This is a genomic window from Nitrospira sp., from assembly GCA_029194675.1.
Classification (GTDB): Bacteria; Nitrospirota; Nitrospiria; order Nitrospirales; family Nitrospiraceae; genus Nitrospira_D.
Window position 1 is genome coordinate 986,354 of record JARFXP010000002.1, and the last position, 25,602, is coordinate 1,011,955.

Below are 25,602 nucleotides of genomic sequence, written 5' to 3' on the forward strand. Positions count from 1 at the left end.
GCCGCGCTCATGAAAAATACCGTATGTCTGGTTGCCGCTGTCAGTGGGTTCGAGCTGGAACCTCTGCTTCCACTTTCATCTCCTCACGAATCGTGGACAGTGCGATCAAGGACAGCACGGCACAGAGACTGACATACCATCCAGGGGCAAACGCACTTCCGCTCCGCTCCATAATCACCGTGGCGATCAACGGTGCGGTGCCTCCGAACAGGGCCGAGGCAATATTGTAGGAAATCGAGAGGCCTGTGTAGCGGTGCGCGACTGGAAAGAGAGTCGCCACGATGGCAAAGAACGGCCCCATATAGGCCGACACGAACAGCGTAATGAGGACTTGGGCCGTGACGATCAGTGCAAGATGACCGCTGCTCAGCCAAGCGAAGAACGGAACTGTGCCGAGGGCAAGACCTGCGGCACCGGCGGCCAGTACCGATCGATGCCCGACTCGATCGGAGAGCTTGCCCATGAACGGAATCAGCATCGCCAACAGAGCCATGCACATCGTGTTGATCAGCAGTGTCGTTTCCATCGGAAGGTCGGTGACTTTGATCAGATAGCTGGGGAGAAACACATAGAAGATGTAGAACCCGACGCCATGTAACAGAACAAGACCAATCACTTGTAGAAGCGGCGCGCGGTGCGATACAAGCAACTCACGGACCGGTGACGAGGACACCACACCTTCTTGTTGCAGCCGTTCAAAAGCCGGCGACTCGGGAATGCGCTGCCGAAGATACCAGCCGACCAACGCGATCACACTTCCAGCCACGAACGGGATGCGCCATCCCCATTGCTGCAGTGCTTCCGATGAGAGGCTTGCAGTCGCCACGGTGCCGACAGCGGAGCCCAGCAGCGCACCGATCTGTGCACTGAACCCCGCCCAACTGCCGATGTAACCTCGCTCGGTCGACGACGCATGTTCAACGAGAAATGTGACCGAGCCGGTGAATTCGCCGCCGACGGACAGGCCCTGAAGAAAGCGAAGGGCTGTAAGCGCGAGCGGTGCGGCAAGACCGATCTGGACATAGGTCGGCAATAAGCCGACCAAGCAGGTGGGCAACGCCATCAGAATGATGGACCAGGCCAAGGCCGCGCGTCGTCCTCTGGTATCGCCCCAGTACCCGAACAGTAGCGCACCCAGTGGCCTGGCGAGAAAGCCGACGGCGAACACACCGAAGGTGGCGATTAACGACAACGACGGATCCGAAGCAGGAAAAAAGAGACGAGACAAGACCGGTGCGAAATATCCAAAGAGGGCAAAGTCATACCACTCCAGCACATTACCGATCGCACCGGCCAAGACCGTTCTCCGCAATGATTTTGGTCCGTCTGAACCCAAGAACAGGCACCCTCGTACAACAGGGCCACATTGCCGCGGCCACCATAGCATGAATGGATAGTCCGACGCCTGTGAGATGCTTTCACAGTGAGGCGGGGAGACCGGGTTGCTTCGTTTTCATCCCACCAAGTTGGTATCAACCTCACCGGCTCAACGATGGATACTGGTGGGGATCGCTCCGACCGCCAACATGGCAAAGCTACGTTGCATGGCTCTGACTCTCGTGAGGTAAGCTTTCACATCATGGTCACCGCAGCGCTGGTTGGCCAGGAGACGAAAGTTCCGCTTTGCGTAGTCACGGCCCGCCCCGGCACCGCAGAGATGGATGACCGCGGCCAGGTCCTGCTTCTGTTGGAACGTCGCCGGTCGATCTCCAACCGCTTTCGCTACGTGACGGTCAAGATAGGCGGCGGTCATCTCGATTGCGTGGCCCGGCATGACCCTGGTGTAGAGGCTGTTGAACCAGCAGGAGTTGAAGTTGTGCCAAGGCCCGTCTTCGACGACCACATGGTTGTGGATACAATAACGCTTCCCTTCTTGAAACGTGCCGTCGGTGATTTGCAACATGCCCACTGCCGTCGAGGCCGGTTGGTACCAGTCTAGGGGATTCGACGAGACGAATCTCCACCGCCAGTAGGTTCGCGCCACGGGATTACCGGACCCCTCGGCTTGGGCTAAGGCGGCGAGCAGTTCGGGTGTAATAATCGCTGTCGAATGTGCCTCAAACAACACGCCGTATTCTCGCCACGTTTCGCGGGGACTCTTCGTGAGCGCATTCTCCACCGGAAAGAACAATTCTGTCGGTTTGTAGAACGTGTGATAGGCCCAATTGATACCCAACAGGATCACGAAGAGAAGGAGTGCAGTGATTCCCAACCGCGTCATGGGTGGCGTTCGGCCGACGGCCCGGAGAAACAAGCAGAGATTCTGCCACTGCCGGTGAGCGAAGCGCGCCATCGACCTCAATGGATGAGGATGGCGGGGGCGAGGATGGGTGTGGCGGCGACGAGGCATGTCGGCAGAGTAACAGAAAACAGATGAATTCTTCCTGTCAGAGGTGGGGGGTGGATGGATGCAACAGTTCTGTGAGACGCTGAATGTGTGAACAATCTTGCATTGTAGCTTGGACGGCGTCAATATGGCCGAGACATGACTGACTCATCTCATCCACGGTGCGCATGTTTGTTTGTGGGAGGTTTGTATGCAACGACTTGCGGTCTTGAGTGTTGCGTTGGTGGTTCTCCTGATATCGCCATCTGTGTTTTCCCAATCCTTCACTGACAAGGCCAAGAAGGACAGTGCGGTCGAGATGAGTGATGAGGACCCTGCGATGCAGAAGGCCATGGAACGCGCCCGGACGGGCTTGGAAGATTTTCTTCGAAAAGCCGGGTCACCGCCGCCCAACACCGACCAGTATTCGGTCAAGGTCAGAGTGAGCGAAGGCGACAACCATGAATATCTGTGGGTTTCCAATCTGAAAGGACAAGGAGATCTCTGGTCTGGACGGATCGACAACCTCCCGATAATCCGCTCAGTTAAGAAGGGACAGTCGTACTCATTCGCCAAGACGGAGATCGTCGATTGGACGTACATCGATAGGAGTAAGAAGAAGGTTGTCGGCAATTTCACCACCTGCGCGCTCCTCACCAAGGAGCCGCCAGGGGTCGCAGAATCCATTCAGAAGCAATATGGCCTCGAATGCGATCGTTGATGTCGCATATCTAAAATCTCTGACGTTCCATCGTTTCCGATGAGCAGATCTGTTCCGTTAAGCGGCCTGTCCGGCTGATCCCTTCCTCAAGTCATACCAAGCCCCTAATTACCGTCTGCCTGGGGAGGGATGGTGAGAGGATGAAACTCGGTCACGGCGTCGCCATCTCCGCAAGTCCTGATAAGGCTGTGGCTTGAGTTGCCACTCCACTCGTACATCCGGCGACCTGATCGTTCCTCTGCGTGTCCTTACTTCCGACGTATCCAGTCATTTGAATGCGAGCGTAAGTATTGGAAATCACGTGCTGTTATGTCAATCTAGTAACACGGTGTGATGCACGGTATCTCTTGCGTGGATCTATTGATTGATGGAACCGACACGAGTCTATAAACGGTCATCTTCTCCGGCCTCGCCGGGGCTTGTTTCTATCGAGGCTGCCGATCCATTTCAAACGAGGAGTCAGCCCAAGCCGGATGCAAAGAAACAGGCAATCCGCGATCACTTTGATGCCTATGCCGGTCAACGAAGCTTTTGGGAGCAGAAGGCTACGGCCTATCATGAGGATCAGGCTCGCTATTTCAGATTCCTCGTACCCGAAGGCTTGCACGTGTTGGAGGTTGGTTCGGGCTTGGGTACTCTGCTCGCCGCCGTGAAGCCCGCTCGCGGGGTCGGCATCGATTTGAGTTCGGAGATGGTCAAGGAGGCGGCTCGGCGTCATCCCATGCTGGAGTTTCGAGTCGGGGACGCAGAAACCTTGGAGCTTAACGAAACGTTCGACGTAATCATTCTTGCCGATCTGGTCGGCCATTTGATCGATGTCGAGGCTGCGCTACGGCGACTGCATCAAGCCTGTAAGCCGCAAACACGAATCATCGTGTCCTGCTACAACTATCTGTGGGAGCCCCTTCTTCAGCTCTGTGAAAAAGTCGGCATGAAAATGCCGCAACCTGAGCAGAGTTGGCTGTCGCCGGCTGATATCGCCAACCTCCTGTACTTGGCCGATTTCGATGTGGTGAAGGTTGAACGGAGGTTGTTATTGCCCAAGTCCGTTCCGCTTCTTTCTTCTTTATGCAACAACCTGCTCGCCTATCTTCCGGGTTTCCGCGCGTTGTGCCTGAGCCACTATGTGGTGGCACGGCCGCGCCTCCGAAGGCCGGAGCGTCCATACTCGACGACGATTGTGATTCCTTGCCGGAATGAACGTGGAAATATCGACGCGGCGCTCAAGCGGATTCCACGATTCGGCGGCCGCCAACAGATCATTTTTGTAGACGGACATTCGAGCGACGGGACGCCGGAGGAGATTCGACGCCTCATGGCCAGCTATCCGGGCAAGGAAATCAAGCTCTTGGTACAAGACGGCAAGGGGAAAGGCGACGCGGTGCGCAAAGGCTTTGCGCATGCCACCGGTGACGTGCTCATGATTCTGGATGCGGATCTGACGGTGCCACCGGAAGATCTTCCGAAATTTTACGATGCCATTGCAAGCGGAAAGGGCGAGTTCATCAACGGTTGTCGCCTCGTCTATCCCATGGAGTCGCGGGCCATGCGGGTGCTCAACCTGATCGGCAACAAGTTTTTCGGCATGGCCTTCTCTTGGATCTTGAACCAGAGGATCAAGGACACTCTCTGTGGGACTAAAGCCCTGTTCCGACACGAGTATGAACGAATCGCCGCCAATCGGCACTACTTCGGCGACTTCGACCCGTTCGGGGATTTCGACCTGTTGTTCGGGGCCTCGAAACTGAATCTGCATATCGTGGAGATTCCGATTCGGTATCATGCCCGGGTCTATGGCAACACCAATATTCAGCGATTTGCCCATGGATGGTTGTTGTTGAAGATGATGGTCTATGGATTCTTTCGCCTGAAGGCCGTGTGATGTCCGAGAAGATCCTGCATCGGCATCGGGCCGTGTGGCAGCAGAAAGCTGTGCTTCGGCGGTTGTATGAAGGCTGGTATGGGGAGATCATCGCTTGGTTGGTGCCAGGGCGCACAGTCGAGATTGGTGGAGGCACCGGCAATCTGAAAGCTTACGTGCCGGGAGTCTATTGCAGCGATGTGATGACACTGCCGTGGTTGAACGTGGTCGCCGATGCCCAGCGACTCCCATTTCAGTCCAAGTCGTTGGGCAATCTGGTCCTGTTCGACTCGTTACATCATATTGAGAATGTCTCCCTCTTTTTCGATGAAGCGCTGAGAACTCTCCGAATCGGCGGCAGGGTCATCGTCATGGATCCATATGTCTCGTGGGTGTCATGGCCGATCTATCGGTGGTTGCATCAGGAGCCGATGGATCGTACGGAAGATCCTCTCGTCCTCAAGCCTCCGCGGATTGACCGCCGACCGTTTGACGCTAATCAAGCAGTTGCGACGATCTTGTTCGAGCGCGACCAACCTCGCTTCCAGTCACGGTACCCAGGATTCTCCGTCCAACATATCCGACGATTAGCCTGCGTCGCGTACCCACTCAGCGGTGGATTCGACCATCCGTCTTTCCTGCCGGAATGGTTGGTGACACCGATTCTCCAACTGGAACGAACTCTGGAACGGGTGGGTTGGCTTCTCGCCTTTCGGATGCTCGTAGTGATCGAACGTCGATCGTAGAGCTGAATCGGCTTCGATGCCGCGTACTGCCGGGCGGCCACCGGATGCTTGCAAGGTAGAAGAGACCACCTCTATAATGCACCGCGCTGCTGAATGGATGCTTTAACTTTCTGGAGGAAACAGAGTGATCATGAGCGAGCGAACGTTGGCCATCATCAAGCCTGACGCGGTCAAGAAGAACGTCATTGGGGACATTATTCATCGGTATGAACAAGCTGGATTAAAGCCGGTCGCCATCAAGCTGATTCACATGTCTCAGTCGGCGGCTGAAGGATTTTATGCCGTGCACAAATCGCGCCCTTTCTTTGAGAGCCTCTGCACCTTTATGTCTTCTGGACCTGCAGTCGTCCTCGTGTTGCAGGGGGACAATGCCATCAAGAAGAATCGCGAGCTGATGGGGGCGACGGACCCAGCAAAAGCCGATGCCGGGACTATCCGAAAAGCGCACGGGGCGAATATCGAATTCAACGCCGTGCATGGTTCCGACTCGCCGGAAACCGCGCAGTTCGAGATTGGATATTTCTTTCCCGCCATGGAGATTCTCCGCTGACCGTCCGGTGTTAGAGCGCGAGGATCTCCTCGCGCTCTCCGCCTCTGACCGGTACGATCGTTCCTTGACAACGCCAGTCGGCCCCAACTACCATCCGGAAGAATCTTTCAGGTTAAGTTTGAGGCTGAGCAGTAGGTTCCCTTTCCTTAACCTCAACCTCTATCACTGATTTCCCCAAATGGAGCCGACATGATTCCATCCGACTTACGATTTCACAAAGAGCATGAGTGGATTCGCGTAGATGGGAAACAAGCAACCGTGGGCATCAGCGACTTCGCGCAGGATGCCTTGGGCGATATCGTTTTCTTGGATCTGCCCAAGGTGGGCGCCTCAGTCAAAGTCGGTCAACAGATCGGCGAAATCGAATCGACGAAGACGACGTCCACGATTTATACGCCGGTGAGCGGAACGGTGAGCCAGATTAATACCGCCCTTAAAGATAATCCTGAAGTGGTGAATTCCGACCCCTACGGTAAGGGTTGGATCGCCGTGATCGAGCTTGCCGATCCTGGAGAAGTCGATCAACTGATGACGGCCTCGCAGTACGAAGCATTTCTCGCCGACCAGAAGAAAGGTTAAGCTCAGGTTGAGGCTAAGCTTCTACTTCCCCTGCGGACTTCTTGGACCTCAACCTGAACTTCTATCTTTGGCATTTCGTGCCACGCTCACACAGGACTTATAGGGCTTCATGCTCATCCAACGCTTACTGAAGGGGTGATGGGGCGATGGAAGCCGTCGGGGACTGTGCCATTCACCACATTCAGAAGAGGGGAGGTGCATGATCAAATCCCTGCTTCTGAAACTCGGTATGCTGTCCATGACAATCGGTGTGATTTTCTGGGTCCGATGGGCTCCACAACCGCCGATTCAGGGCATCCCATCAGCTGCCGACAAGCAAGTCGTCGCTTCCCTGGCTACGGAATTAGAAGCGCGGGAAGGCCGGACGGAAGGCCCGTCTAGTCGAAATGTACAGGGTCCGAACATTAAGGCTGTCGCACAGAAGGAGCCATCAAAAACGGCGATCCATTCACGTCTCGACCTCAATCGTGCGAGTGCTCGTGAGCTTGAGTCGTTGCCGGGAATCGGAGCGGTAATGGCTCAACGTGTGGTCGCTTTTCGCACATCAGTCGGAGGCTTTCGTACAGTCGAAGATCTCCGTGAGGTTAAGGGGATTGGGGCAAAAACATTTGATCGTCTCAAATCCTTAGTGACGGTCTCGACGGCGAAATCCTAGTAGTGACGGAGCAACAAAGACGATGAAGGTGGTAAACCAGCAAGTGGAGCTGATCCAGCGCGGCGCTGTAGAGGTCATTCAACAGGTTGAGCTGGAGGCGAAGCTCAAGAAGGCTCTTGCCGAGAGTCGCCCGTTACGCGTTAAAGCGGGATTCGATCCCACGGCGCCGGATCTCCATCTTGGGCATACGGTTCTGATTCATAAATTGAAGCACTTTCAAGATCTCGGTCATCAAGTCATCTTCCTCATCGGCGATTTCACCGGCATGATCGGCGACCCCACCGGCGTATCCGAGACTCGCAAAGCATTGACCAAGGAACAGGTGCAGGAGAACGCCAAGACCTACCAACGGCAGATCTTCAAGATTCTTGACCCGGCGAAGACCCTGATTGAGTTCAATAGTCGATGGATGAAGGAGATGTCGGCGGAAGGGTTGATTCAGCTTGCCGCCCACTATCGGGTCGCACGGATGATGGAACGGGACGACTTCCATAAACGCTTTGAGGAGCAGAAGCCGATCAGCGTCCATGAATTCCTCTATCCGCTCGTGCAAGGGTACGATTCCGTCGTGCTCAAGGCCGATGTGGAACTGGGTGGCACGGATCAAAAATTCAATCTGCTGGTGGGGCGTGAATTACAGCGGGACTATGGCCAGGAATCCCAGGTCGTGATCACGATGCCGTTGCTGGAAGGAACGGATGGTGTCAAGAAGATGAGCAAGAGCGTCGGAAACTATATCGCGCTGGAGGACAAGCCGGGCGATATGTTCGGAAAAGTCATGTCGATCAGCGACACACTCATGTATCGGTACTACGATCTGCTGACGACGGAAGATCTGGGCCGAGTCAAAGCCATCCACCCGATGGAAGCCAAACAGGCGCTCGCCGAATTGATCGTGGCGCGCTATCACGGAACGGAAGCCGGGCAACAGGCGAGAACCGAGTTCCAGCAGAAATTTCAAGCCAAGGAGTTTCCGGATACGCCGGATGTGCACGTCGTATTGCAACTGAATGATATGCAGGAGAAAGATCAAGAGTGCGGTCAGATCAGGCTTGCCAAGTTGATTGTGAAAACTGGTTTGATTTCTAGCGGCAGTGAAACGAGGCGATTGATCATTCAAGGTGGAATTGAAATAGACGGCGTGAAGGAGACAAATCCGGATAAGTTAATCGCTTTTGAACTTCATCAACAGCGCCGTCTTAAGGTTGGGAAGAAAAAGTTCGCCGTTGCGGAATTGAGACCTTAAAGCGAAAGAGTCATTTCCTTGACTTGTGATGGAAAGCCAGCGTACGATCCGTCCCAACGAGCGGGTGTAGCTCAGTGGTAGAGTCCTAGCTTCCCAAGCTGATTGAAGGGGTTGCCCAAGTCATTGATGATTTGGGCAATCCCTCCTTGCTTCAGTCACATAGCCAATTTTGTTGTAGTTTGACTTCGTACCAATTCACCTCGATTCAGTCCATTTTGTCGCTCCCATTAACACCGTAATAACACCTCGCCACACCGGCAGGATAGGCAGACCCTGCCCCCGTCATCGGTTTAGGTTCCATATTGGAGTTGTAGCACCAGGAGAAAAGGGACTAATGTCGATTGGTAGCGCATTGCAAGAAACTTTCACTCTGACCAATTGACTTTCTCCGTGCGGCAACCGCCTTAGGAGGCAGGAACGTTTGTCGTGCATTTGTAGCAGCATGGTAGTGGATCCAGATTCAGACAATCACAACTGACAGCCCCCGTGGGGGTCGTAATTTTTCCGACCGGTCCGAGGCTTTCACGTCCATCTGTCAAAATATACAGGGAAAGAAAAGCGGTTGGAGCCGCAAGCACAAACCCTTCCCTCTTTGCGGGTCAGTCATCAGGAGTGTCAGGAGTTCTCAGACAAAACACGGAGCAGTCGATTTTCCTCGGCTATATGCGTATCCTTCCGACGGTTCAAAGATACAAACTAGCTAACCGAGCGGAGGTGAAAGTATGAGCGTGCTCTCAGTATTGAAGCGCGAAGCCAGAAATACAGGAGCCGTTGCTCTCTATCTATTTATTTCCCTTGGGTTCTTTACCACCCTCGGCAAGTTGGTGCTCGCCACCTATCAGATTGAATACTATCCCTTGCTGCCGACGGTGATCGGGACTCTTGCTCTGGCAAAGGTTGTGGTACTCCTCGACCTGACCCCTTTGGCCATGCGTCTTGAGACGGGGCATCCCCTTTGGGTGGCAACATTCTACAAAACGCTGTTCTATTGTGTCATCAGCGCCCCTGTGTTGATCTTGGAAAGGATCTGGCACTTTCACGAAGAGGCCGGTTCGTGGGGAGTAGCGATCGCCCTGACCTGGGAACATGCAGATCACAACCGCGTATTAGCTAAAGTTCTCATTGTCGGCTTCGTCTTTGGCTGCTACCACCTATACCATGGAATAGACCATCGTTTGGGAAAAGGCCAACTCTGGCACATGATCTTTAGCCGAGCAGGATAAAGGCGGATACATATTTATAGGCCCCTCGAATAACGATTCTTGGATAGGGGAAAGTTTCACGGAATGCGGATTGGGCAGTTTGCTCTTACTACCATATTCGGGAGGCGCTTCATCATGCAAAACTCCATCACGAAGACGCTGTGTCGTACTGCCATCTTGGTCATGTTGGCTCTATCAGCGAATTCCCCCTCTGCATTAGCTGGCGAACTGGCCGGCGCAACACTGCCTGACACACTCAAGTCAGGCGACATAACACTGAAGCTGAATGGTTTTGGCTTAAGGAAAAAGGCAATGATCAAGACCTCTGTTGCGGGACTTTACCTCGAGTCACCTCGAAAGATGCAGAAGCAATCCTGACCGCTGACCGGGAGAAAGCCATTCAAGTGCATTTCCTGCGCAACCTGTCAAAAGCCCAACTTGTCGATGCCTTTAAGGAAGGTTTCGAGGCGAATGCGAAGGATAACACAGGGCAAAGAGCCGAATTCGACAAGATGCTCGCGCTGATCACGGATGTGAAGGAAGGCGCCACACGGACATTTGCATACATGCCGGGAAAGAACTCAACGTTGCAGATCGGTAATAAGGGGATGGAGGGATTTCGCTGGAAAGGGCTTTGCCGACGTTGTCTTTTCAATCTGGCTGGGGCCAAAACCGACCTCGGAGGACCTGAAGAATGGCATGCTCGGTATGTAATTGGAAAAGAGTGGAGCCGGTGACCCGGATTGAACGGGCGACCTGCGGTTTACGAATTTCCGTACGTGAGGGAACATCCGTGCTCCTTCAGGGCAGCATCCAGGTGGGTTCGCACATCACGCCACATATCTTCGGAAGGGGCTGTCTCAGCCCAACCAAAAAGACGAGCGCCCGGTTCAAAGGCCCAGCGCTGCCGCTCCTCAACGTAGAGCACTCTAATGATATCCCGAATTACATGTTCAACATCGAGACGGTTCACCGTGAGAATCAGCCGGGACCGATCTTTGTTGTCTTGCAGCTCTTCTTGAGAGGCACCAATAGTCCGTCCAGGCATTGGGATTTCCAACCAGGCGGTCTCAATGCGTCCCCGATCCTTGTCCTTCACGGTGACAGAGCGAGTCTTCACTGCGTCTAGGGCTGCCTCCCAGACATTGTCGAAGGAGCACACCGCATCCCGCGTGTGAACGCCACTCATGGAGGTGCAACTGCAAAGGAGGGCATACGCAACGAGGAGGACAGCGCGATGAGAATTGTAATATTGCATACAGGCTCTCGCGTCAGCTTTTATTTGGTGCCCTTCAACGCGTCCCGCAACGGGCTCGCGGAAATCTTATCACCAGGCGGTTTCAAGTTCCAAGTGCAACGGGTGAATCATGGCGCAAGTGCGCATAGACTTCCAGGGGCGTGGCAAAGTTGAGACATTTGCGGGGGCGCGTGTTCAGCCGATAGGCGATGGCATTCAACTCCCGTTGGGTGTAGCCCGACAGGTCGGTGCCGTTCGGCAAGTACTGACGGAGCAGGCCATTCGTGTTTTCATTGGTGCCGCGTTGCCAGGGACAATGGGGATCGGCAAAGAAGACGCGGATCGTGAGACGCTGAGCCAGCCGTTCGTGGGTGGCCATCTCTTTGCCCCGGTCATAGGTCAGGGTCTGGCGCAGTGCGACAGGCACGTGCTGGAGCTTCTTGGTGAAGCCGCGATAGGCGCTCTCCGCATCCGTCCCCTCCATTTTTGCCAACAGCACCAGGCGGGTTGTCCGCTCGACCAGCGTGCCGACGGCCGATCCGTTGCGAGCGCCTTTGAGCAAGTCGCCTTCCCAGTGGCCCGGCACCGTCCGGGTAGCCACCTCGGCGGGCCGCTCGGTGATCGGCGTCATGTTGGGAATCTGGCCGCGGCGGTCGGCTCCCCGCGTGCGTGGCCGACGCGTCTTGCGTGCCTGAGGCAGGGCCGCCAGCAATTCGGTCCGCAAGGCACCACGCGGCAGCACATACAGGCCAGCATAGATGGTTTCGGCGGACAGCTGCTTCCTTATGTCGCCAGGATAGGCGCGGCGAAGCCGCCCGGCAATCTGCTCCGGCGAGCAGCCCGCCGTCAGCTGCCTCCGTACATACTGCCACAACCACGGATCGAGAAGTTTCCGTGGTTGCCGTGGGTGATGAGCGCGGGTGGCCGCGTGGCTCTGCGCCGTACAGGCTCGATAGGGACGGCCTTGTGTCGTATTGCGGGTCACTTCGCGGCTCACGGTGCTCGGGGCACGTCCCAAGATCCGCGCCATCGTTCGGAGCGAATGGCCCTGGGTCAGGCCCAGACTCAAGGTCTCACGTTCTTCGGCACTCAGGTGCCGGGACGATCTCGTGTGCATGGCAACACCGTAGCCCATCTGGGCTTGAAGTGTTGCACTTGGAGTTAGAACTCAAGGGGTTAAATGTCATACGTGTCGGGGAATGGTTACGAGAGAAGCCTGTCAGGCGTGCGGATGGAAGCGCGAAGATGCCGGTCTGCCGGTTTCTATTCAAACGATTAACCACGATCACATGACGCTCACCCATATGTTCAACGTCGCACGGAGTCCGCAATTCCGACTTGTGACAGATAATCCGGCTGCACACGTGCCGAAGCCCAATCCTCAGAATGAACGGGATCGGATTGCCACTCCTGACGAATGGGAACGGCTCAAGACCACACTCGCCCCCCACCTACGGAGGCTTTTGACCGTGGCTTACGATGTGGGACCACGGAGGGGAGAGTTGCTCAAGCTGGAATGGCCTGACGTAGACCTGCGTCGGAAGGAGTTCACCTTGCAACGGACGAAGAACGGCGAGGTTCGGGTTGTCCCGATGACTCCGGCTGTCCATCAAGTGTTCTTGGAACTAAGGCAGGAGCGACGACTAGACACTAATCGGGTGTTCCTGTATAACGATAAGCCAATCGAACGCATTGGAACGGCTTTTAAAGCCGCCTGTCGTCGGGCAGGGATCACAAACCTGAGAGTTCACGACTTCCGCCATACGGCCAGTACGAATCTGAGGCGGGGAGGGGTGGACACGGCGACTGCGATGAAGATTGTCGGTCACAAGTCGGACCGGATGCATCGGCGGTATAATACGATTGAGCCGGAAGACTTGCACAAGGCTGCTGTGAAGCTCCATATGTTCAGGGCTAACACGGTAATAACACCTGAACCAATGGCTGTCGGTGCCAAAACTGCAAGTGTGCGACATATCGAAGCGAGCGGGCGTAGCTCAGTGGTAGAGTCCTAGCTTCCCAAGCTAGTTGTCGTGGGTTCAAATCCCATCGCCCGCTCCAAACCTGCCATTGTCCTTCACCGGGATTTGAACCCAGGACAAGGGGATTTCGAAAGGGGTGAGCCCCTTTCGTGGAGAGCGTGCGAGGGGGCTGGCCCCCTCTGCAGGAGCCGGGAAGCAAGGTTCAGGGCTGAACCGGCGACGGAGTGCGGTTCAAATCCCATCGCCCGCTCCAAACTTTCAAGTACTTTGGTTATAGTGTCCGCCGCCAAAATTTTCTCCAGCACGGTTTTAGTCACGATTCCGTTGGAAATCCGACCATCCCGTCCAATTTTGAACCAGCTATGAGAAGTTCAATTCTCGTGACCCCATCTTAAGAGGGATTGGAGTTTTCCTGCACAGGCTGTTAGCAATGCCGCGCTACTTTTTCAAGGCTCAGGTCTGGCTTCACTTAGGGAGACACACATGCATTTGAAACGGATTCAGAATCACGTTCTTACCTTATTGCTTCTCGTCGGTCTTTCTGCTTGTAGCGACGGTGGGGACACGTCGACCCCATCTGCTACAGCGCCCCCTGCATCCCCTGCAGAGGGGCTTTGGACCGGGACCACCAACACCAACCGTACTGTGACGGGGGTTGTCCTCGATGACGGCGTCTACTGGTTCCTGTATTCGATGGTTGGCGATCCTTCGCTCATCGCGGGTGTGGTCCAAGGGGAGAGCAGCTCACAAAATGGTACCCTGACGTCTTCAAACGCCACGGACTTCAGTGTGGAGCGAGGAATATCACCAACACTCATTGCCACGGTCGATGGTAGCTATACGATGAAGCAACGTTTGGACGGGACGATTGTCTATCAGAACAACGCGCAGGCGCAAGACTCCTTTACGACGACATACGAGAGGGATTATGAGTCGGCCCCAGATATCAACGCAGTGGCGGGGACTTATACCGGACTGGTGGCTGTAGGTGAAATCGTGTCCGTTACCGTATCCGCCACTGGAGACATCACTGGTCACTCTATTACCGACCTCTCTCCTACTGGATGCACCTTCAGCGGTTTATTTAAGCCGCGAATACACGGAAATGTTTTTGATGTGACTATCACATTCAACGGAGAGGGTGGTTGTAGTAACGGAACCACTACTGTGAAGGGAGTTGGATTTTTTCATGCAGGAAAACTCTACAGCGCCGCATTGAATAGTGACAAGACGAACGGAGTTGTGTTTATCGGTACGAAGTCGTAATCGATAGCGCGCGAAACGGCACGTTCTCTTTTGGCGGCGGGCTCCGCTTCGACGATGCTCATTTTGGAAGCCGCCGCCGGTTTCGTCCTGGGTAACGCACAATCTTCGCGTCAAGGAAGACCAACGGATGTGACCTCCCTCATCGATCAATGCGGTCCTCAGTTTTCGATCTTTCCCAATCAAAACCTACCAGAGCGACAGCTTGTTTGATCCTTGGCGGGCCAGTTGCCGCTGGGCGATACCTCGCATAAGATCCACCGATGTTGCGCCAATGTCGTCGCGCTGACTTCATGAAAGGGGTGACCAGGATGCACAAGCAGATGATTGTGCTTTGCGGGATGGCATTTATCGGTGGGACATTCGGTGGTGTGATTAGTAGTCACTTACTCTCACCAAGACCAGTTGAAGCGCAGAAGCCGAATGGGGTGAACGCCGAGGAGTTCCTATTGTTGGATGCAAAAGGAAGAGCTCGAGCCGGTCTTGGGTTGGATGCGAATGGCGAAGTTGGGCTCGTTCTCAGGAGCAAAGACGGCAACCGTACCCTGACCCTCTCTCCTGACGAGCAGTCGGTCATCAAACTGGTCGAGCGAGGAGGTCGGATCATATGGGCGGCGCCGTAGCCTTTTGTGGAGGGATGAAGCCGTCAGACCGCCTTACGGACAAGCCCTGAGCGCAAACATCGGGTGCACACCCGGATACGCCGATGGCTCTTGCCGACCAGAGCACGAACGGTCTGGATATTAGGATTGAACACTCGCCTGGTTTTATTGTTCGCGTGACTGACATTATTGCCCGATACAGGCTTCTTTTGGCAAATCTCGCATTGTAATGCCACAGTCGTACTCCCTTCTCACTGAGTGGAGCCCACGGATTTACAGCCGTAGCCCTGTTGAATTTCCGGCGACATCTCGCCGTAGGCGGATGAAATCAAAGTTAACGTGCGGATAGTACCATAGCCTGCCGAACGCTCACAAGCGGCAGGCGCTTCTGCGAAGGAGTTGGAATAAAATCTGAGCATGATCAAGCTTGACAAGTTTTGCTGCTCTCTCCTATTGTGCTGCCCATCATAAATAACTCCGAAGTAAGGGAAGAGGGTGTGAATCCCTCGTGGTCCCGCCGCTGTCAATGGGGACGAAACCCGTCATGCCACTGTCTTGAGGCGTGAAAGGTGAAGCGTTACACGTAAGACGCAAGGGAAGTAGATCATCCTTTTACGTCTTATGTTTTACCTCTCATGCTTTAGATGGGAAGGCCGGGGAGTAGGATGAACCATGAGCCAGAAGACCTGCTCGGAGAATTGACCATCGTTCCCTCGAGGCTGGGGAACGGGTGAGGATGAGAAGCGGGTGCAATCCTCAAGGTCTATTCAGGCCTTGGGGATTTTTCTTTTGAGCCGATGGGTCAGATATCGTGGGGTTGCGACAATATGGTTGATGGTTATGCTGGCGGTGTTTTCTGCACAGACTGCTGAATCCGGGCAAGGAGATCACGGTGAAATGAAGCGACGGCAACAGGGAATCCTCACCGGCATGCCTTTTATGGCGCATGTGTCGTCACGATCATTTGTGGACGATGCCGGAAGGAATATCTACTTGGCAAAGCCGCCTGTCCGGATTATCTCTTTAGCCCCCAGCGTTACAGAAATGGTGTTCGCCATCGGCGCAGGAGACCGGCTGATCGCCGTCACGGATTTTTGTGATTTCCCGCCCGAAGCGGCGGCCAAAACAAAAATCGGATACTCCAATCCCAATCTCGAAACGGTTATGGCGCTTCAACCGGACCTTGTCCTGGCGCCGAAGGAATTTCTCAGGCCGGATGTTATCGCGGCGTTGGATCAGCTCAAGGTGCCGGTGTTTGTGATGGCCGCGACGACGATCGAAGATATTCTTTCGCACCTCGGCACACTCGGACGGATGTTAGATCATCCGGCTGCTGCAAACGATTTGACGATGAGTCTGAGACAGGAACTCGTCGCGATCAAGTCACGAACGGAGAAAGCACCGCCGGTCCGCGTGCTGTATGTCCTCAATAGTCAGCCGTTGATCACGGTCGGGCCTGGGAGTTTCATCGATCAGTTGATCAGACTCGCAGGTGGTATCAATGTCGCGGCCAGGAGTGCCACACCTTATCCGCGTCTGAGCATGGAAACGGTGTTATCGGAAGACCCTGAGGTATTGATCTTTCCGGTGGGGCAGGCCGAAGGAATTTCCGAGAGTGAACAGCGAACTTGGCGGCAGTGGACTGGGATGACTGCGGTCAAAGCCGGACGGCTGCGCCAGATTCCCTCCAGTATTGTGAACCGCCCAGGACCGCGTATCGTGCAGGCGCTACGGATGTTAGCCGAGATCGTGCATCCGGAACTGGATCTGTCCTCGTCGGTGAATCGGTAAAGGGGTCATATGGCCACACCGACTTCGCAACTCGCGCCGGCCGATTCGTCCCCGATCGTTTCTCCTCCGTCGACGAAAGACGGGGCCGAGCAGCTGCAGCAATGGAAAAGCAGCGGAGCGATCCTGACGTTTCAGCGGTGGGTTGCGATCATCGGTAGCCTCATCGTAGCGAGCTTGGCTGTGTGCCTGTTGTGCCTTCAGTTCGGGGCGACAAAGCTTGACATGGGGACCGTCCTGTCGGCGTTGAGTGGATGGTCGGGTGGTGGAGCGCTCGATAAGACGGGAACCGATACCTCCGCCGCGATCATGCTCCATATTCGTCTGCCCCGTGTCTTGACGGGTTTTCTCGTCGGAGGCAGCCTTGCGGTAGTGGGTGTGGCGCTGCAAGCCTTGCTCAGAAACCCCCTGGCGGATCCCTACGTCCTTGGCGTCTCAAGCGGAGCAGCATTGGGAGTGTCGTTAGCCATGCTGTTCGGCATCGGCACGACACTGACGTTTCTGCCTGGGCTGCCTCTCTTCGGGTTTGTCGGGGGGTTGTTATCCCTGGGGGCGATGTATCGATTGGCTCGCTCGCGGGGGCGCTTGCCGATTCAGAGCATGTTGTTGGCCGGCGTTATTCTGAATGCCATGCTGACTGCGTTGATCATGTTCATCACATCGATTATGGACCCAAATCGGTCGGCCGGACTCATGGCGTGGTTGATGGGCTCACTGACGGTGTCGAACTACGGCATACTGTCGATGTTCGCTTTGTATGTGGTGGGAGGAGCCTCTCTCCTTCTGCAGAAGGCTCAGATACTGAATATCCTGACCTTCGGCGAGGAGACGGCGCGCTCATTGGGTGTTGAGACGGAGCGAGTAAAAAAGCAATTGTTTTTCCTCGCTGCTCTGTTGACGGGAGCGGTCGTATCGGTGAGCGGCATGATCGGCTTTGTCGGCATGATCGTGCCGCACGCGGTCCGCATGCTGGTCGGGTCCGACCATCGCGTGCTGTTGCCGGCGTCGCTGCTCGCGGGAGGAATGTTTCTCGCGGCTGCAGACACGGTCGCTCGCACCATTCTGGCACCGAGCGAAATTCCAGTGGGGATTGTCACCGCTCTCACTGGTGGCCCGATGTTTCTCTACCTGCTTCTATGGCGAAAGGATCAGTTGGTGTGATCGGCTCGAATGAGCGGCAACTCTCATGGGCAGCATCGACCGATGCGATCGCCCATGGTGCGTCCCGGTTCGCCTATGAAATCGAGTCCGTTCGATTTCGCTATCATGCGGGATGGTCGTCTGGCGCCGACTGGATTCTCAATGACGTGTGTTTTCAGGTCAAGGCTGGAGAAGTTCTCGGCATCGTTGGGCCAAACGGGTCAGGAAAGACCTCGTTGCTCAAAATACTGGCAAACGTCCTCAGTCCACAGCAGGGGATGCTCCGCTTGTTTGGGGACGACCTTGCGACGTTGACTCCACAAGATACGGCTCGTCTCATCGCCCATGTTCCTCAGGATACCCAACAGAGCTTTCCGTTTACCGTCGCGGAGACGGTCGTGATGGGACGATTCGCTCAGCGGAGACACACCTTGTGGTCTGGAGGTTTCGGCTGGGAAGACGAGGCGGATATTGCCGTCGCTGCTCAGGCTATGGCTACTGTCGACATTGCCCATCTTGCGCAGTGTCTGGTGCCGGATCTTTCCGGCGGCGAGCGACAACGGACCGTGATCGCCCGTGCCTTGGCTCAATCTCCGATGGTCCTCTTGCTCGACGAACCCACGGCGTTTCTCGATTTACAGCACCAAATCGACATCTGTCGGGTCATACGACAGCTCAAGGAGGAACGAGGGTTCACCATTGTGTTGGTCTCCCACGATTTGAATCTTGTGAGTCAGTATTGCGACCGAATTCTGTTGTTGGATCGCGGACGAGTGGTACGGCTTGGTTGTCCCGAAGCGGTCATTGAGCCGGAGACATTGGAAGCCGTGTATCGATGCCGGGTATTGGTGGATCGGCATCCGGGAACCGGCTTGCCTCGAGTGACACTTCCTGGACGCTGTCTGTCCAGTGGAGCATGATGTGAGTATAGGCAAAATCGCACTGCTTCATTTGGAGACGGTTCCCGGGGCAGTCGAGCAAAATCGGTACGTGATTGTCGAGGCGATCAAACACGCCGCCGGAAAAGGTGCCGAGTGGATCGTGACACCGGAACTCGCGGTCTGCGGGCTTCAGTTCGCACATACCGTCGGCTCTGATTGGATACAGCCGCAACCCGATCCTTGGATGCAGCAGGTCTGCAAACTGGTAAAGACATTGAAACGAACCGTATTTCTGGGGTGCCCGGAGCGCGACGGCAAGCGGTTCTACAACTCGGTGTTTGTCATCGGCCCGACAGGCGAGATCCTTGGTAAACATCGCAAGATTAACGTAGCGAGCGATTCGCTGTCGTGGTCGAGCCCCGGCGATACTGTCGCTCCGATCGAGTGCGATGGGATCAAGGTTGGCGTACTTGTCTGCAGCGACGTCTACACGTCGAATATCGCCCGTGCGCTTCAATTTGAAGGCGCGGAGATCCTCGTGTCTCCTGCCTCATGGGGCCCGGGGATTCACGGTCCGAATGGGGAATGGGAGCAGCGGACCCATGAAACTGGACTCCCGTTGATCGTCTGCAACCGAACGGGCGCAGAGAAGACCCTGGATTTCTGGAATGCTCCGAGTCTGGTCGTACAGAACGGCACGCGGCTGCTCGCACACACGTCCAAGAAATCCGCCGTGCTGACGTTCAACTGGGATTTCGACAACATGGCCTTGCGTTCCTCACGATACGCCATCGATTATGTCCGAAATTGAGGCAAGGGCTTTCGGATGCGTGACTGATTGTAATTGCCAGGAAGAGAGGCACCCCTCTCCTGCGTAGGAAACTGGGTGCACAACAATTATTCTGGGGGGATTCTTTAAGACTATACCGTCAGCGACGGGGAAGATGGTGCAAATCCATCACGGTGCCGCCACTGTAAGCGGGGAGTGACTCTGCAATATGCCACTGTGTGCCTTGGCACATGGGAAGGCGCAGAGAAACGACGAGCCGCAAGTCAGGAGACCCGACTGTCAGGACTATCGACGCCCTTCGAGTCAAAGGGAGGTTTTCATGTTGCGGTTTTCAGTCCGTCGTGTTTTTCGTGCCTGTGCCTTCATTCCGTGGACAATCGCTCTCGCCTGTCCTGTATCGGCCGAGCAAGTCACCACGAGCGATCATCCGGATGTCGATGTTCCGGAGGTCATCGTCAGCGCGACCAAAACCCCACAGTCGCCCAAACAAGTCACGAGCGCCGTGGAAGTCATCACCGGGGAAGACATGCAGCAGCGAAATATCAGAACTGTTGCAGAGGCGCTGCGTTGGGCCCAGGGCCTTGCCGTCTTTCAAAGCGGAGGCCCCGGCACGCTCGTGAACGTACGGAGTCGTGGAGGCACACCTGAACAGACGCTTGTTTTGATCGACGGGGCGATCGTCAACAGCGGCACGACCGGCGCGTATGATTTTGCCAACCTGACGTCCGACAACATCGAAAACATCGAAATCTTGCGCGGCAGCCAGAGCATGCTCTGGGGATCTGACGCTATGGGCGGGGTCATCAACATTACGACCAAGCGGGGACGCGGCAAGCCCAACATCTCCGGTTTTGCTGAGTACGGCTCGTTCGTTTCGATTCGAGAAGGAGCCGGTCTGACCGGCAAAAAAGGTCCGGTGGATTTCTCCGGAACGATCACCCGTTGGGATACGGCCGGGTTTTCCGCGATCAATTATCGGCGTGGAGCGGCTGAACGCGATGGCTACCACAACTGGCAAGGATCGGTCAGGTTTGGGGCGGATCTTCCCAAGGATGGACGGCTGGAATTTAGTTTCCGCTGGCTGGAGGGCATTGTCAATTTTGATGGATTCGCGTTTAATCCGGTGACCTTTGCATCCGATCCTGCCGATGTCTTAGGAGCACAATCGAACAGTACACAATACATCTTCGGAGGCCACTATGCGCAGCCGGTTACCTCATGGTGGTCGCAACGGCTGACCTTGTCACGAGCGACTGAAAAGCTTGTGAGTTTCGGGGGAACGCTCGAACGGAACGTCGTGACCGACGGCGATTTCGTGCCGATTGGATTCCCGTTCAGCTCTCAAATTGAAACCGCCAGCAACCGGATTGAATGGCAGCACAATATCCAGGTCGGCAAACCGTTGTCGCTGACGGCAGGTTATCAGTTTCGCGAACAGAAAGGTAGCAATACGGATCTGCTCACGCAGACGGCTACCTTTACGGATAAGACCCTCAGCAGCAATGCGGGATTCGGCGAAGCCCAGTTGAATCTTTGGGATCGTGTATTTGGAACCGCCGGTATTCGGTATGACGCGTACAACGTCTTCGGAAGTGCCACAACCTATCGCGTGACTGGGGGGTACTTGCATCGCGAAACCGGCACGAAACTACGCGGCAGCTATGCGACGGGATTTCGAGCACCCACGATCAACGAGTTGTTCTTCCCGGGGTTCGGAAATCCGAACTTGCAACCGGAGAAGAGTCAAGCGCTCGACGCGGCCATCGAACAAACGTTCCCCGATGATCGAGGCTCGATCAGCGTAGGGTACTTTTGGACTCGCTATCGCAATCTCATCTTGACGGTATTCGATCCGACCGAATGCACGGCTCCTGGCTCATTTGGGTTCTGCCCTCAGAATGCTGGATTGGCTAGGGCGGAAGGAGTAGAAGTCAGCACGAAGGTGAAGTTGTTGCGCGACAGACCATGGATGAAAAACTTGGATCTGCTTGTCAATTATACATACGCGGCCACGCAGGATCTCAGCAGTGGTTCGGATACGCGTCTTCCCAAGTGGCCGCTCAACCAAGTTTCGACGATCATCAGCTATCAGCCCATTGAAGGTCTGCTTGCCAGATTGGAGGGGCGCTACGTGGGTCAGCGGTTTAACAACACTGGGAATCAAGGATCGATGCCGTCCTTCGTGGTTTGGAATCTAGCCGCAAGTTACGATGTCACGAAGCAGATCCAGGCATACTTGCGTGCCGACAACATCTTCAACGAAGAGTACGAAGAGATTCTTTACTTCGGCACGCCGATCCGCTCTATCTTTGGGGGTGTGCGGATCTCGTACGATTTGCCCCTGTAGCTTCGCATGAACCATTTGGTGACTGTCAAAGGAGAGTATCCATGATTCTGGCTCGCCGGTCATTGGTATGCCGAGCGTCACCGTGATGCCTTAGGGCGAGGGACGATTCAGATAAAGGCTATCTGAATTTCAACAAGGGTATAGCGAAATGGACGTCCATTCTCAATTGCTTGTCTGGGGGATCGATAGAAAAGCGTGGGCTCATGGCTGGATCTGGTCAGTCGTGAGCCATGCGATCGTGGTTACCACGCTGGTCATGTCGGTTCAATCAATACAAGTGGAGCAGGAGACCTTTCAGTGGAACATAGACATAGTGTCGAGCGGATCATTCGCCTCTCAGCCAGCCAAGGCCTCAACGCCGTCAGTGGAGGCTCAGTCGAGCAAAGAGTCTGTCCAGACATCGTTACAGGAAGACGCCTCCCCTCGGGCGGCGACATCCGCCTTGCGACGAATGGAGCACAAACCGCATACAGAGCAACATATGGTGGCAGTATCGGCGGCGCGATCGAATCTTTCGATTCAGACGCGATCCTCATCCTTGGCGAGTAGGTCGAAGGAGCCGGTGCTGGAATCTTCGGCCATGCGAGAAATGAGAGAGCCTCAGCACGCCGAGGTATCGACCAGCCGGTCCGAAGTCGCTGAGCCGCCCTCGGACTCGGTCCTTTCCGGGCAGTCTGCGGGCGAGACACAGATCGCCTCTGCTCCATCAGACCCGAGTTCCCTTGAATCCAATGAGAAACGACCGTCGTCCGATCCCGCGCAAGGTTCAGAGACGTCTGCATCGCCCCCGCAAGAAGCGTTGTCGAATGAACGTGCTGTGATGGTTTCGCGCTCTTCGTCCGCAGGGGAAGCGAAAAGGTCGGATTATGGATGGTTGGCGGCAGCGATACGAGCACGGATCGAGGAGATCAAGCGGTATTCCGAGCAAGCGCGATCCAACGGGTGGGAAGGCCGTGTGGTGGTGGCAACTACGGTAAAGGCGGACGGCCGCCTCATGGATATCCGCGTGGTAGAAAGTTCCGGCAATGGCAGTCTTGACGAGGATGCCAAACAAATATTGCGAGATACCTCACCGGTGGTTCTCTCCCAGCCGCTGGAAGCCGCGCAAGTGACCGTGAGAGTCCCCATTGTGTTTGGATTGCATCGATGACTGAAGAAGGGGAGACGCCGACATGCTGACCGAATCCCGATTGCCCGGTTGCCGTCGTGCATCGGGCGACATGGCCGGATCAGCACATTCTGGCGGGCACGCTCGGCGATATCCGGGACAAGGTCCGGGCAGCTGGCATTCGCTCCCAGTCGATGGTACTGGTTGGACGAGTGTTGACAACCAGCGATTTTGCCGAATCGAGACTCTCTGATCCCGGCTTCACGCATCGGTTTCGAAAGGCCGTTTCTGAGTTCAGGAAGCAGGTGAAGCCCATGCCGAATAATGTAAGGACGTCGCACGGGAATCAATCCGAGGATCAGGCGGACTGTGAAATGAAACCCCATATGATCTCTCGTCTCGTGATTGCTGGCACATCGAGTCATGTTGGAAAAACCACAGTGACGGTGGGACTCATCCGGGCCTTGCGCGCGCGCGGTTTGCGCGTCGTTGTCTTCAAGTGTGGGCCAGACTATCTGGATCCGACCTATCATGCCCGTGCCGCCGATGACACCTGCCATAACCTCGACGGTTGGATGATGGGGCGCGAGGCAGTGATTGAAACGTTCTTGCGAGTCTCGCGTGATGCCGACATCGCCGTCATTGAAGGGGTGATGGGCTTATTCGATGGGGCGTCGCCGACCGATGACGAAGGATCGACAGCCGAAATTGCCAAGTGGCTCAACGCTCCGGTTCTGCTGGTCTGTGACGCCTCCGGCATGGCGCGAAGTATCGTTCCCTTGTCTCGAGGGTTCGAGTCCTATGACAAGGACCTCCGTTTGGCCGGGATCATCTGCAACCGCATTGGAAGCCGTGGCCATTTGGAGTTGCTGCGCACGGCCATGGCTGGATCGCTTCCGGTTTTTGGAGGTCTACCACAAGAGGACGCATTGGTCTTTCCGGAACGGCATTTGGGTCTGATGACCGCCGCGGAGAACGCGGTGCCGGAGCGCATCTTGTCCGCCTGGGGCGAACGGGTCGCCGCCTGGTGCGATCTCGACGCCATCATGGCCCTATCCCAGGATGCGCCTCTCTGCGCATCTGTCGAAAGACCCGCCGCGGTGGACTCCTGTTCCCGCATTGGACTTGCATTCGACGAAGCCTTCCATTTCTACTATGAAGACAATCTCCGTCGCCTAGAATGCCTTGGTGCCCAGCTCGTGCGCTTTTCTCCCATCCATGATGAAGGGCTTCCTGAGGTCGATGGTCTCTACTTTGGCGGCGGTTACCCAGAAGTTCACGCCGCAGCGCTTTCTGGGAATGCCTCGATGCGCAAGGCTGTCGCCGCCTTTGCGTCGGCGGGTAAACCCATCTACGGCGAGTGCGGGGGGCTCATGTATCTGTCGAGCGGCATCCGGACCCTTGATGGCAAGCGACATGAAATGGTCGGCTTGATTCCCGGTGAGGCCGTGATGCGTGATCGACTCCAAGCCCTGGGCTATGTGGAAGTGGAAACACAAGGCACAACCCTGTTGGGTCCACCCGGCCTGCGATTTCGAGGACACCAATTTCGTTATTCCGACTTCCTTGTTCAAGCGGATGTGGACTGTCTATATGCAATTCGTCGGAGGCGCGGTGGAGAGGTCCTGCGCGAAGGGTATCGGGTCGGCAATACGCTCGCGTCCTATGTGCATGTCCACTGGGCTTCGAACCCCCTGGTCGCAAAGGGCTTCGTTCATGCGTGCCTTGCCCGCCGCAGGGAAGATGTCATGAAAAGGCCGGCCGGAGAATGAAGGTAGGGTGAAATACATGCATCAGGAGCAGTCGGCCAAGGAACATACAGCTCGGATGCAGCGCCTCAAGGCGTCGGTTGATCGGCGCATCGAGGAGGCGCAACGGGAGCAGGGGCTCTTGATCGTCTATACCGGCGCCGGTAAGGGGAAGACGACTGCTGCGCTGGGGATGGTGTTGCGCTGCATCGGCCATGGCCGTAAGGTGGCGGTGGTGCAGTTCATCAAGGGCGCCATCGACACTGCGGAAGAGCGTGCTTTGAAGTTTTTTGGGGATCAAGTCATCTTTCTCCGGATGGGAGAAGGCTATACCTGGGAAACTCAAGATCGTGCGCGGGACATGCAGTTCGCACGACAGGCCTGGAAGACGGCTTGTGAATTCCTGCGCGATGCCTCCTATGCCATGGTCGTTCTGGACGAGTTCAATATCGCGCTGCAGTACGACTATGTCCACCTTGAAGAGGTGCTGTCGATGCTTCATGATCGTCCACCGATGCAACATGTAGTGATCACCGGTAGAGGAGGACCAGCGGCGCTCCTGGAAGAGGCCGATCTGGTGACGGAGATGAAGCAGGTGAAGCATCCCTTCCGAAGAGGCATCAAGGCACAGCCGGGGGTTGAATTGTGAGAGGACCGATCCAGAAAACCTGTGAGCACTGCGGACAAGCGTTTGAATGCGGCGGCTACCAGTGTTGGTGTGGCAAGCTCGGCATTACTGAGCCACAGATGGTTTGGATCGCAACACGCTATAAGGAATGTCTCTGTCCCATCTGTTTGGGAAAAATCGCGACCGGTGAGCTGGGGATTCG

24 protein-coding genes, 1 tRNA gene, 1 pseudogene and 2 riboswitches are annotated in these 25,602 nt (G+C 55.6%); of the genes and pseudogenes, 21 read left to right on the forward strand and 5 right to left on the reverse strand.

Annotated elements, in window-relative coordinates:
- Positions 1 to 40: 40 nt before the first annotated feature.
- Positions 41 to 1,297, reverse strand: coding sequence for an MFS transporter (locus P0120_13640; GenBank protein MDF0675361.1), 1,257 nt, complete (start codon positions 1,295 to 1,297; stop codon positions 41 to 43).
- Positions 1,298 to 1,486: 189 nt separating this feature from the next.
- Positions 1,487 to 2,293, reverse strand: coding sequence for a transglycosylase SLT domain-containing protein (locus P0120_13645; protein MDF0675362.1), 807 nt, complete (start codon positions 2,291 to 2,293; stop codon positions 1,487 to 1,489).
- A 244-nt stretch (positions 2,294 to 2,537) separates the two neighbouring features.
- On the opposite strand from P0120_13645, the gene P0120_13650 reads away from it, so the two are divergent.
- The 9 genes and pseudogenes from P0120_13650 to P0120_13690 all read left to right on the forward strand — a co-directional run bounded on the left by P0120_13650 (position 2,538) and on the right by P0120_13690 (position 10,623).
- Positions 2,538 to 3,047 (forward strand): DUF2314 domain-containing protein, encoded by a 510-nt coding sequence (locus P0120_13650; protein MDF0675363.1) that lies wholly within the window; start codon positions 2,538 to 2,540, stop codon positions 3,045 to 3,047.
- A gap of 367 nt (positions 3,048 to 3,414) precedes the next feature.
- The gene (locus P0120_13655) at positions 3,415 to 4,929 is read left to right on the forward strand and encodes a glycosyltransferase (GenBank protein MDF0675364.1); all 1,515 of its coding nucleotides are present in this window, start codon (positions 3,415 to 3,417) and stop codon (positions 4,927 to 4,929) included.
- Positions 4,929 to 5,654: a methyltransferase domain-containing protein gene (locus P0120_13660; GenBank protein ID MDF0675365.1), complete on the forward strand. Its 726-nt coding sequence runs from the start codon at positions 4,929 to 4,931 to the stop codon at positions 5,652 to 5,654. Before P0120_13655 ends, P0120_13660 begins: the two co-directional genes overlap by 1 nt.
- A gap of 130 nt (positions 5,655 to 5,784) precedes the next feature.
- On the forward strand, positions 5,785 to 6,204 hold the full coding sequence (gene ndk / locus P0120_13665) for a nucleoside-diphosphate kinase (GenBank protein MDF0675366.1): 420 nt from the start codon (positions 5,785 to 5,787) through the stop codon (positions 6,202 to 6,204).
- Between the two features lie 189 nt (positions 6,205 to 6,393).
- The gene (gene gcvH / locus P0120_13670) at positions 6,394 to 6,783 is read left to right on the forward strand and encodes a glycine cleavage system protein GcvH (GenBank protein ID MDF0675367.1); all 390 of its coding nucleotides are present in this window, start codon (positions 6,394 to 6,396) and stop codon (positions 6,781 to 6,783) included.
- Positions 6,784 to 6,982: 199 nt separating this feature from the next.
- Entirely contained in the window at positions 6,983 to 7,438 is a 456-nt protein-coding gene (locus tag P0120_13675) for a helix-hairpin-helix domain-containing protein (protein ID MDF0675368.1), read from the forward strand.
- Positions 7,439 to 7,460: 22 nt separating this feature from the next.
- Positions 7,461 to 8,684, forward strand: coding sequence for a tyrosine--tRNA ligase (tyrS, locus tag P0120_13680; GenBank protein ID MDF0675369.1), 1,224 nt, complete (start codon positions 7,461 to 7,463; stop codon positions 8,682 to 8,684).
- Positions 8,685 to 9,406: 722 nt separating this feature from the next.
- Positions 9,407 to 9,907 carry a hypothetical protein gene (locus P0120_13685; protein MDF0675370.1) on the forward strand — a complete coding sequence of 167 codons (501 nt, stop codon included), beginning with the start codon at positions 9,407 to 9,409 and terminating at the stop codon, positions 9,905 to 9,907.
- 162 nt (positions 9,908 to 10,069) lie between these two features.
- Positions 10,070 to 10,623 (forward strand): annotated as a pseudogene (locus tag P0120_13690) (chalcone isomerase family protein).
- A gap of 26 nt (positions 10,624 to 10,649) precedes the next feature.
- Here the strand turns inward: P0120_13690 and P0120_13695 are convergent.
- Positions 10,650 to 11,075, reverse strand: a complete 426-nt coding sequence (locus P0120_13695) for a hypothetical protein (protein ID MDF0675371.1) — start codon at positions 11,073 to 11,075, stop codon at positions 10,650 to 10,652.
- Between the two features lie 151 nt (positions 11,076 to 11,226).
- Positions 11,227 to 12,240 carry an IS30 family transposase gene (locus P0120_13700; GenBank protein ID MDF0675372.1) on the reverse strand — a complete coding sequence of 338 codons (1,014 nt, stop codon included), beginning with the start codon at positions 12,238 to 12,240 and terminating at the stop codon, positions 11,227 to 11,229.
- 82 nt (positions 12,241 to 12,322) lie between these two features.
- On the opposite strand from P0120_13700, the gene P0120_13705 reads away from it, so the two are divergent.
- The 4 genes from P0120_13705 (at position 12,323) to P0120_13720 (ending at position 14,991) form a co-directional block, all read left to right on the forward strand.
- A complete protein-coding gene (locus tag P0120_13705; protein ID MDF0675373.1) occupies positions 12,323 to 13,138 on the forward strand; it encodes a site-specific integrase in 816 nt (271 codons plus the stop codon).
- Positions 13,110 to 13,184, forward strand: a tRNA-Gly gene (locus tag P0120_13710). The genes P0120_13705 and P0120_13710 overlap by 29 nt, the downstream gene beginning before the upstream one ends.
- A 404-nt stretch (positions 13,185 to 13,588) precedes the next feature.
- The gene (locus tag P0120_13715) at positions 13,589 to 14,371 is read left to right on the forward strand and encodes a hypothetical protein (protein MDF0675374.1); all 783 of its coding nucleotides are present in this window, start codon (positions 13,589 to 13,591) and stop codon (positions 14,369 to 14,371) included.
- 308 nt (positions 14,372 to 14,679) lie between these two features.
- Positions 14,680 to 14,991, forward strand: coding sequence for a hypothetical protein (locus P0120_13720; GenBank protein ID MDF0675375.1), 312 nt, complete (start codon positions 14,680 to 14,682; stop codon positions 14,989 to 14,991).
- A 23-nt stretch (positions 14,992 to 15,014) separates the two neighbouring features.
- Here P0120_13720 and rpmB read toward each other — a convergent pair whose 3' ends face one another.
- Entirely contained in the window at positions 15,015 to 15,206 is a 192-nt protein-coding gene (gene rpmB / locus P0120_13725) for a 50S ribosomal protein L28 (protein ID MDF0675376.1), read from the reverse strand.
- A gap of 202 nt (positions 15,207 to 15,408) precedes the next feature.
- Positions 15,409 to 15,679, forward strand: a riboswitch (cobalamin riboswitch).
- Between the two features lie 188 nt (positions 15,680 to 15,867).
- Here rpmB and P0120_13730 point away from each other — a divergent pair.
- From P0120_13730 to cobO, 8 genes are all read left to right on the forward strand, one after another.
- A complete protein-coding gene (locus tag P0120_13730) occupies positions 15,868 to 16,761 on the forward strand; it encodes a cobalamin-binding protein (protein ID MDF0675377.1) in 894 nt (297 codons plus the stop codon).
- Between the two features lie 9 nt (positions 16,762 to 16,770).
- Complete coding sequence (locus P0120_13735) at positions 16,771 to 17,919, forward strand: iron ABC transporter permease (GenBank protein MDF0675378.1); 1,149 nt, start codon at positions 16,771 to 16,773, stop codon at positions 17,917 to 17,919.
- Positions 17,916 to 18,818: an ABC transporter ATP-binding protein gene (locus P0120_13740; GenBank protein MDF0675379.1), complete on the forward strand. Its 903-nt coding sequence runs from the start codon at positions 17,916 to 17,918 to the stop codon at positions 18,816 to 18,818. The genes P0120_13735 and P0120_13740 overlap by 4 nt, the downstream gene beginning before the upstream one ends.
- A gap of 1 nt (position 18,819) precedes the next feature.
- Positions 18,820 to 19,590, forward strand: coding sequence for a carbon-nitrogen hydrolase family protein (locus tag P0120_13745; GenBank protein MDF0675380.1), 771 nt, complete (start codon positions 18,820 to 18,822; stop codon positions 19,588 to 19,590).
- 99 nt (positions 19,591 to 19,689) lie between these two features.
- Positions 19,690 to 19,864: riboswitch (cobalamin riboswitch) on the forward strand.
- A gap of 24 nt (positions 19,865 to 19,888) precedes the next feature.
- On the forward strand, positions 19,889 to 21,916 hold the full coding sequence (locus P0120_13750) for a TonB-dependent receptor (GenBank protein MDF0675381.1): 2,028 nt from the start codon (positions 19,889 to 19,891) through the stop codon (positions 21,914 to 21,916).
- Positions 21,917 to 22,064: 148 nt separating this feature from the next.
- Positions 22,065 to 23,066, forward strand: a complete 1,002-nt coding sequence (locus P0120_13755; GenBank protein ID MDF0675382.1) for a TonB family protein — start codon at positions 22,065 to 22,067, stop codon at positions 23,064 to 23,066.
- A gap of 56 nt (positions 23,067 to 23,122) precedes the next feature.
- A complete protein-coding gene (locus P0120_13760; GenBank protein ID MDF0675383.1) occupies positions 23,123 to 24,796 on the forward strand; it encodes a cobyrinate a,c-diamide synthase in 1,674 nt (557 codons plus the stop codon).
- Positions 24,797 to 24,812: 16 nt separating this feature from the next.
- A complete protein-coding gene (cobO, locus tag P0120_13765; protein MDF0675384.1) occupies positions 24,813 to 25,421 on the forward strand; it encodes a cob(I)yrinic acid a,c-diamide adenosyltransferase in 609 nt (202 codons plus the stop codon).
- The last annotated feature ends 181 nt before the right edge of the window (positions 25,422 to 25,602 follow it).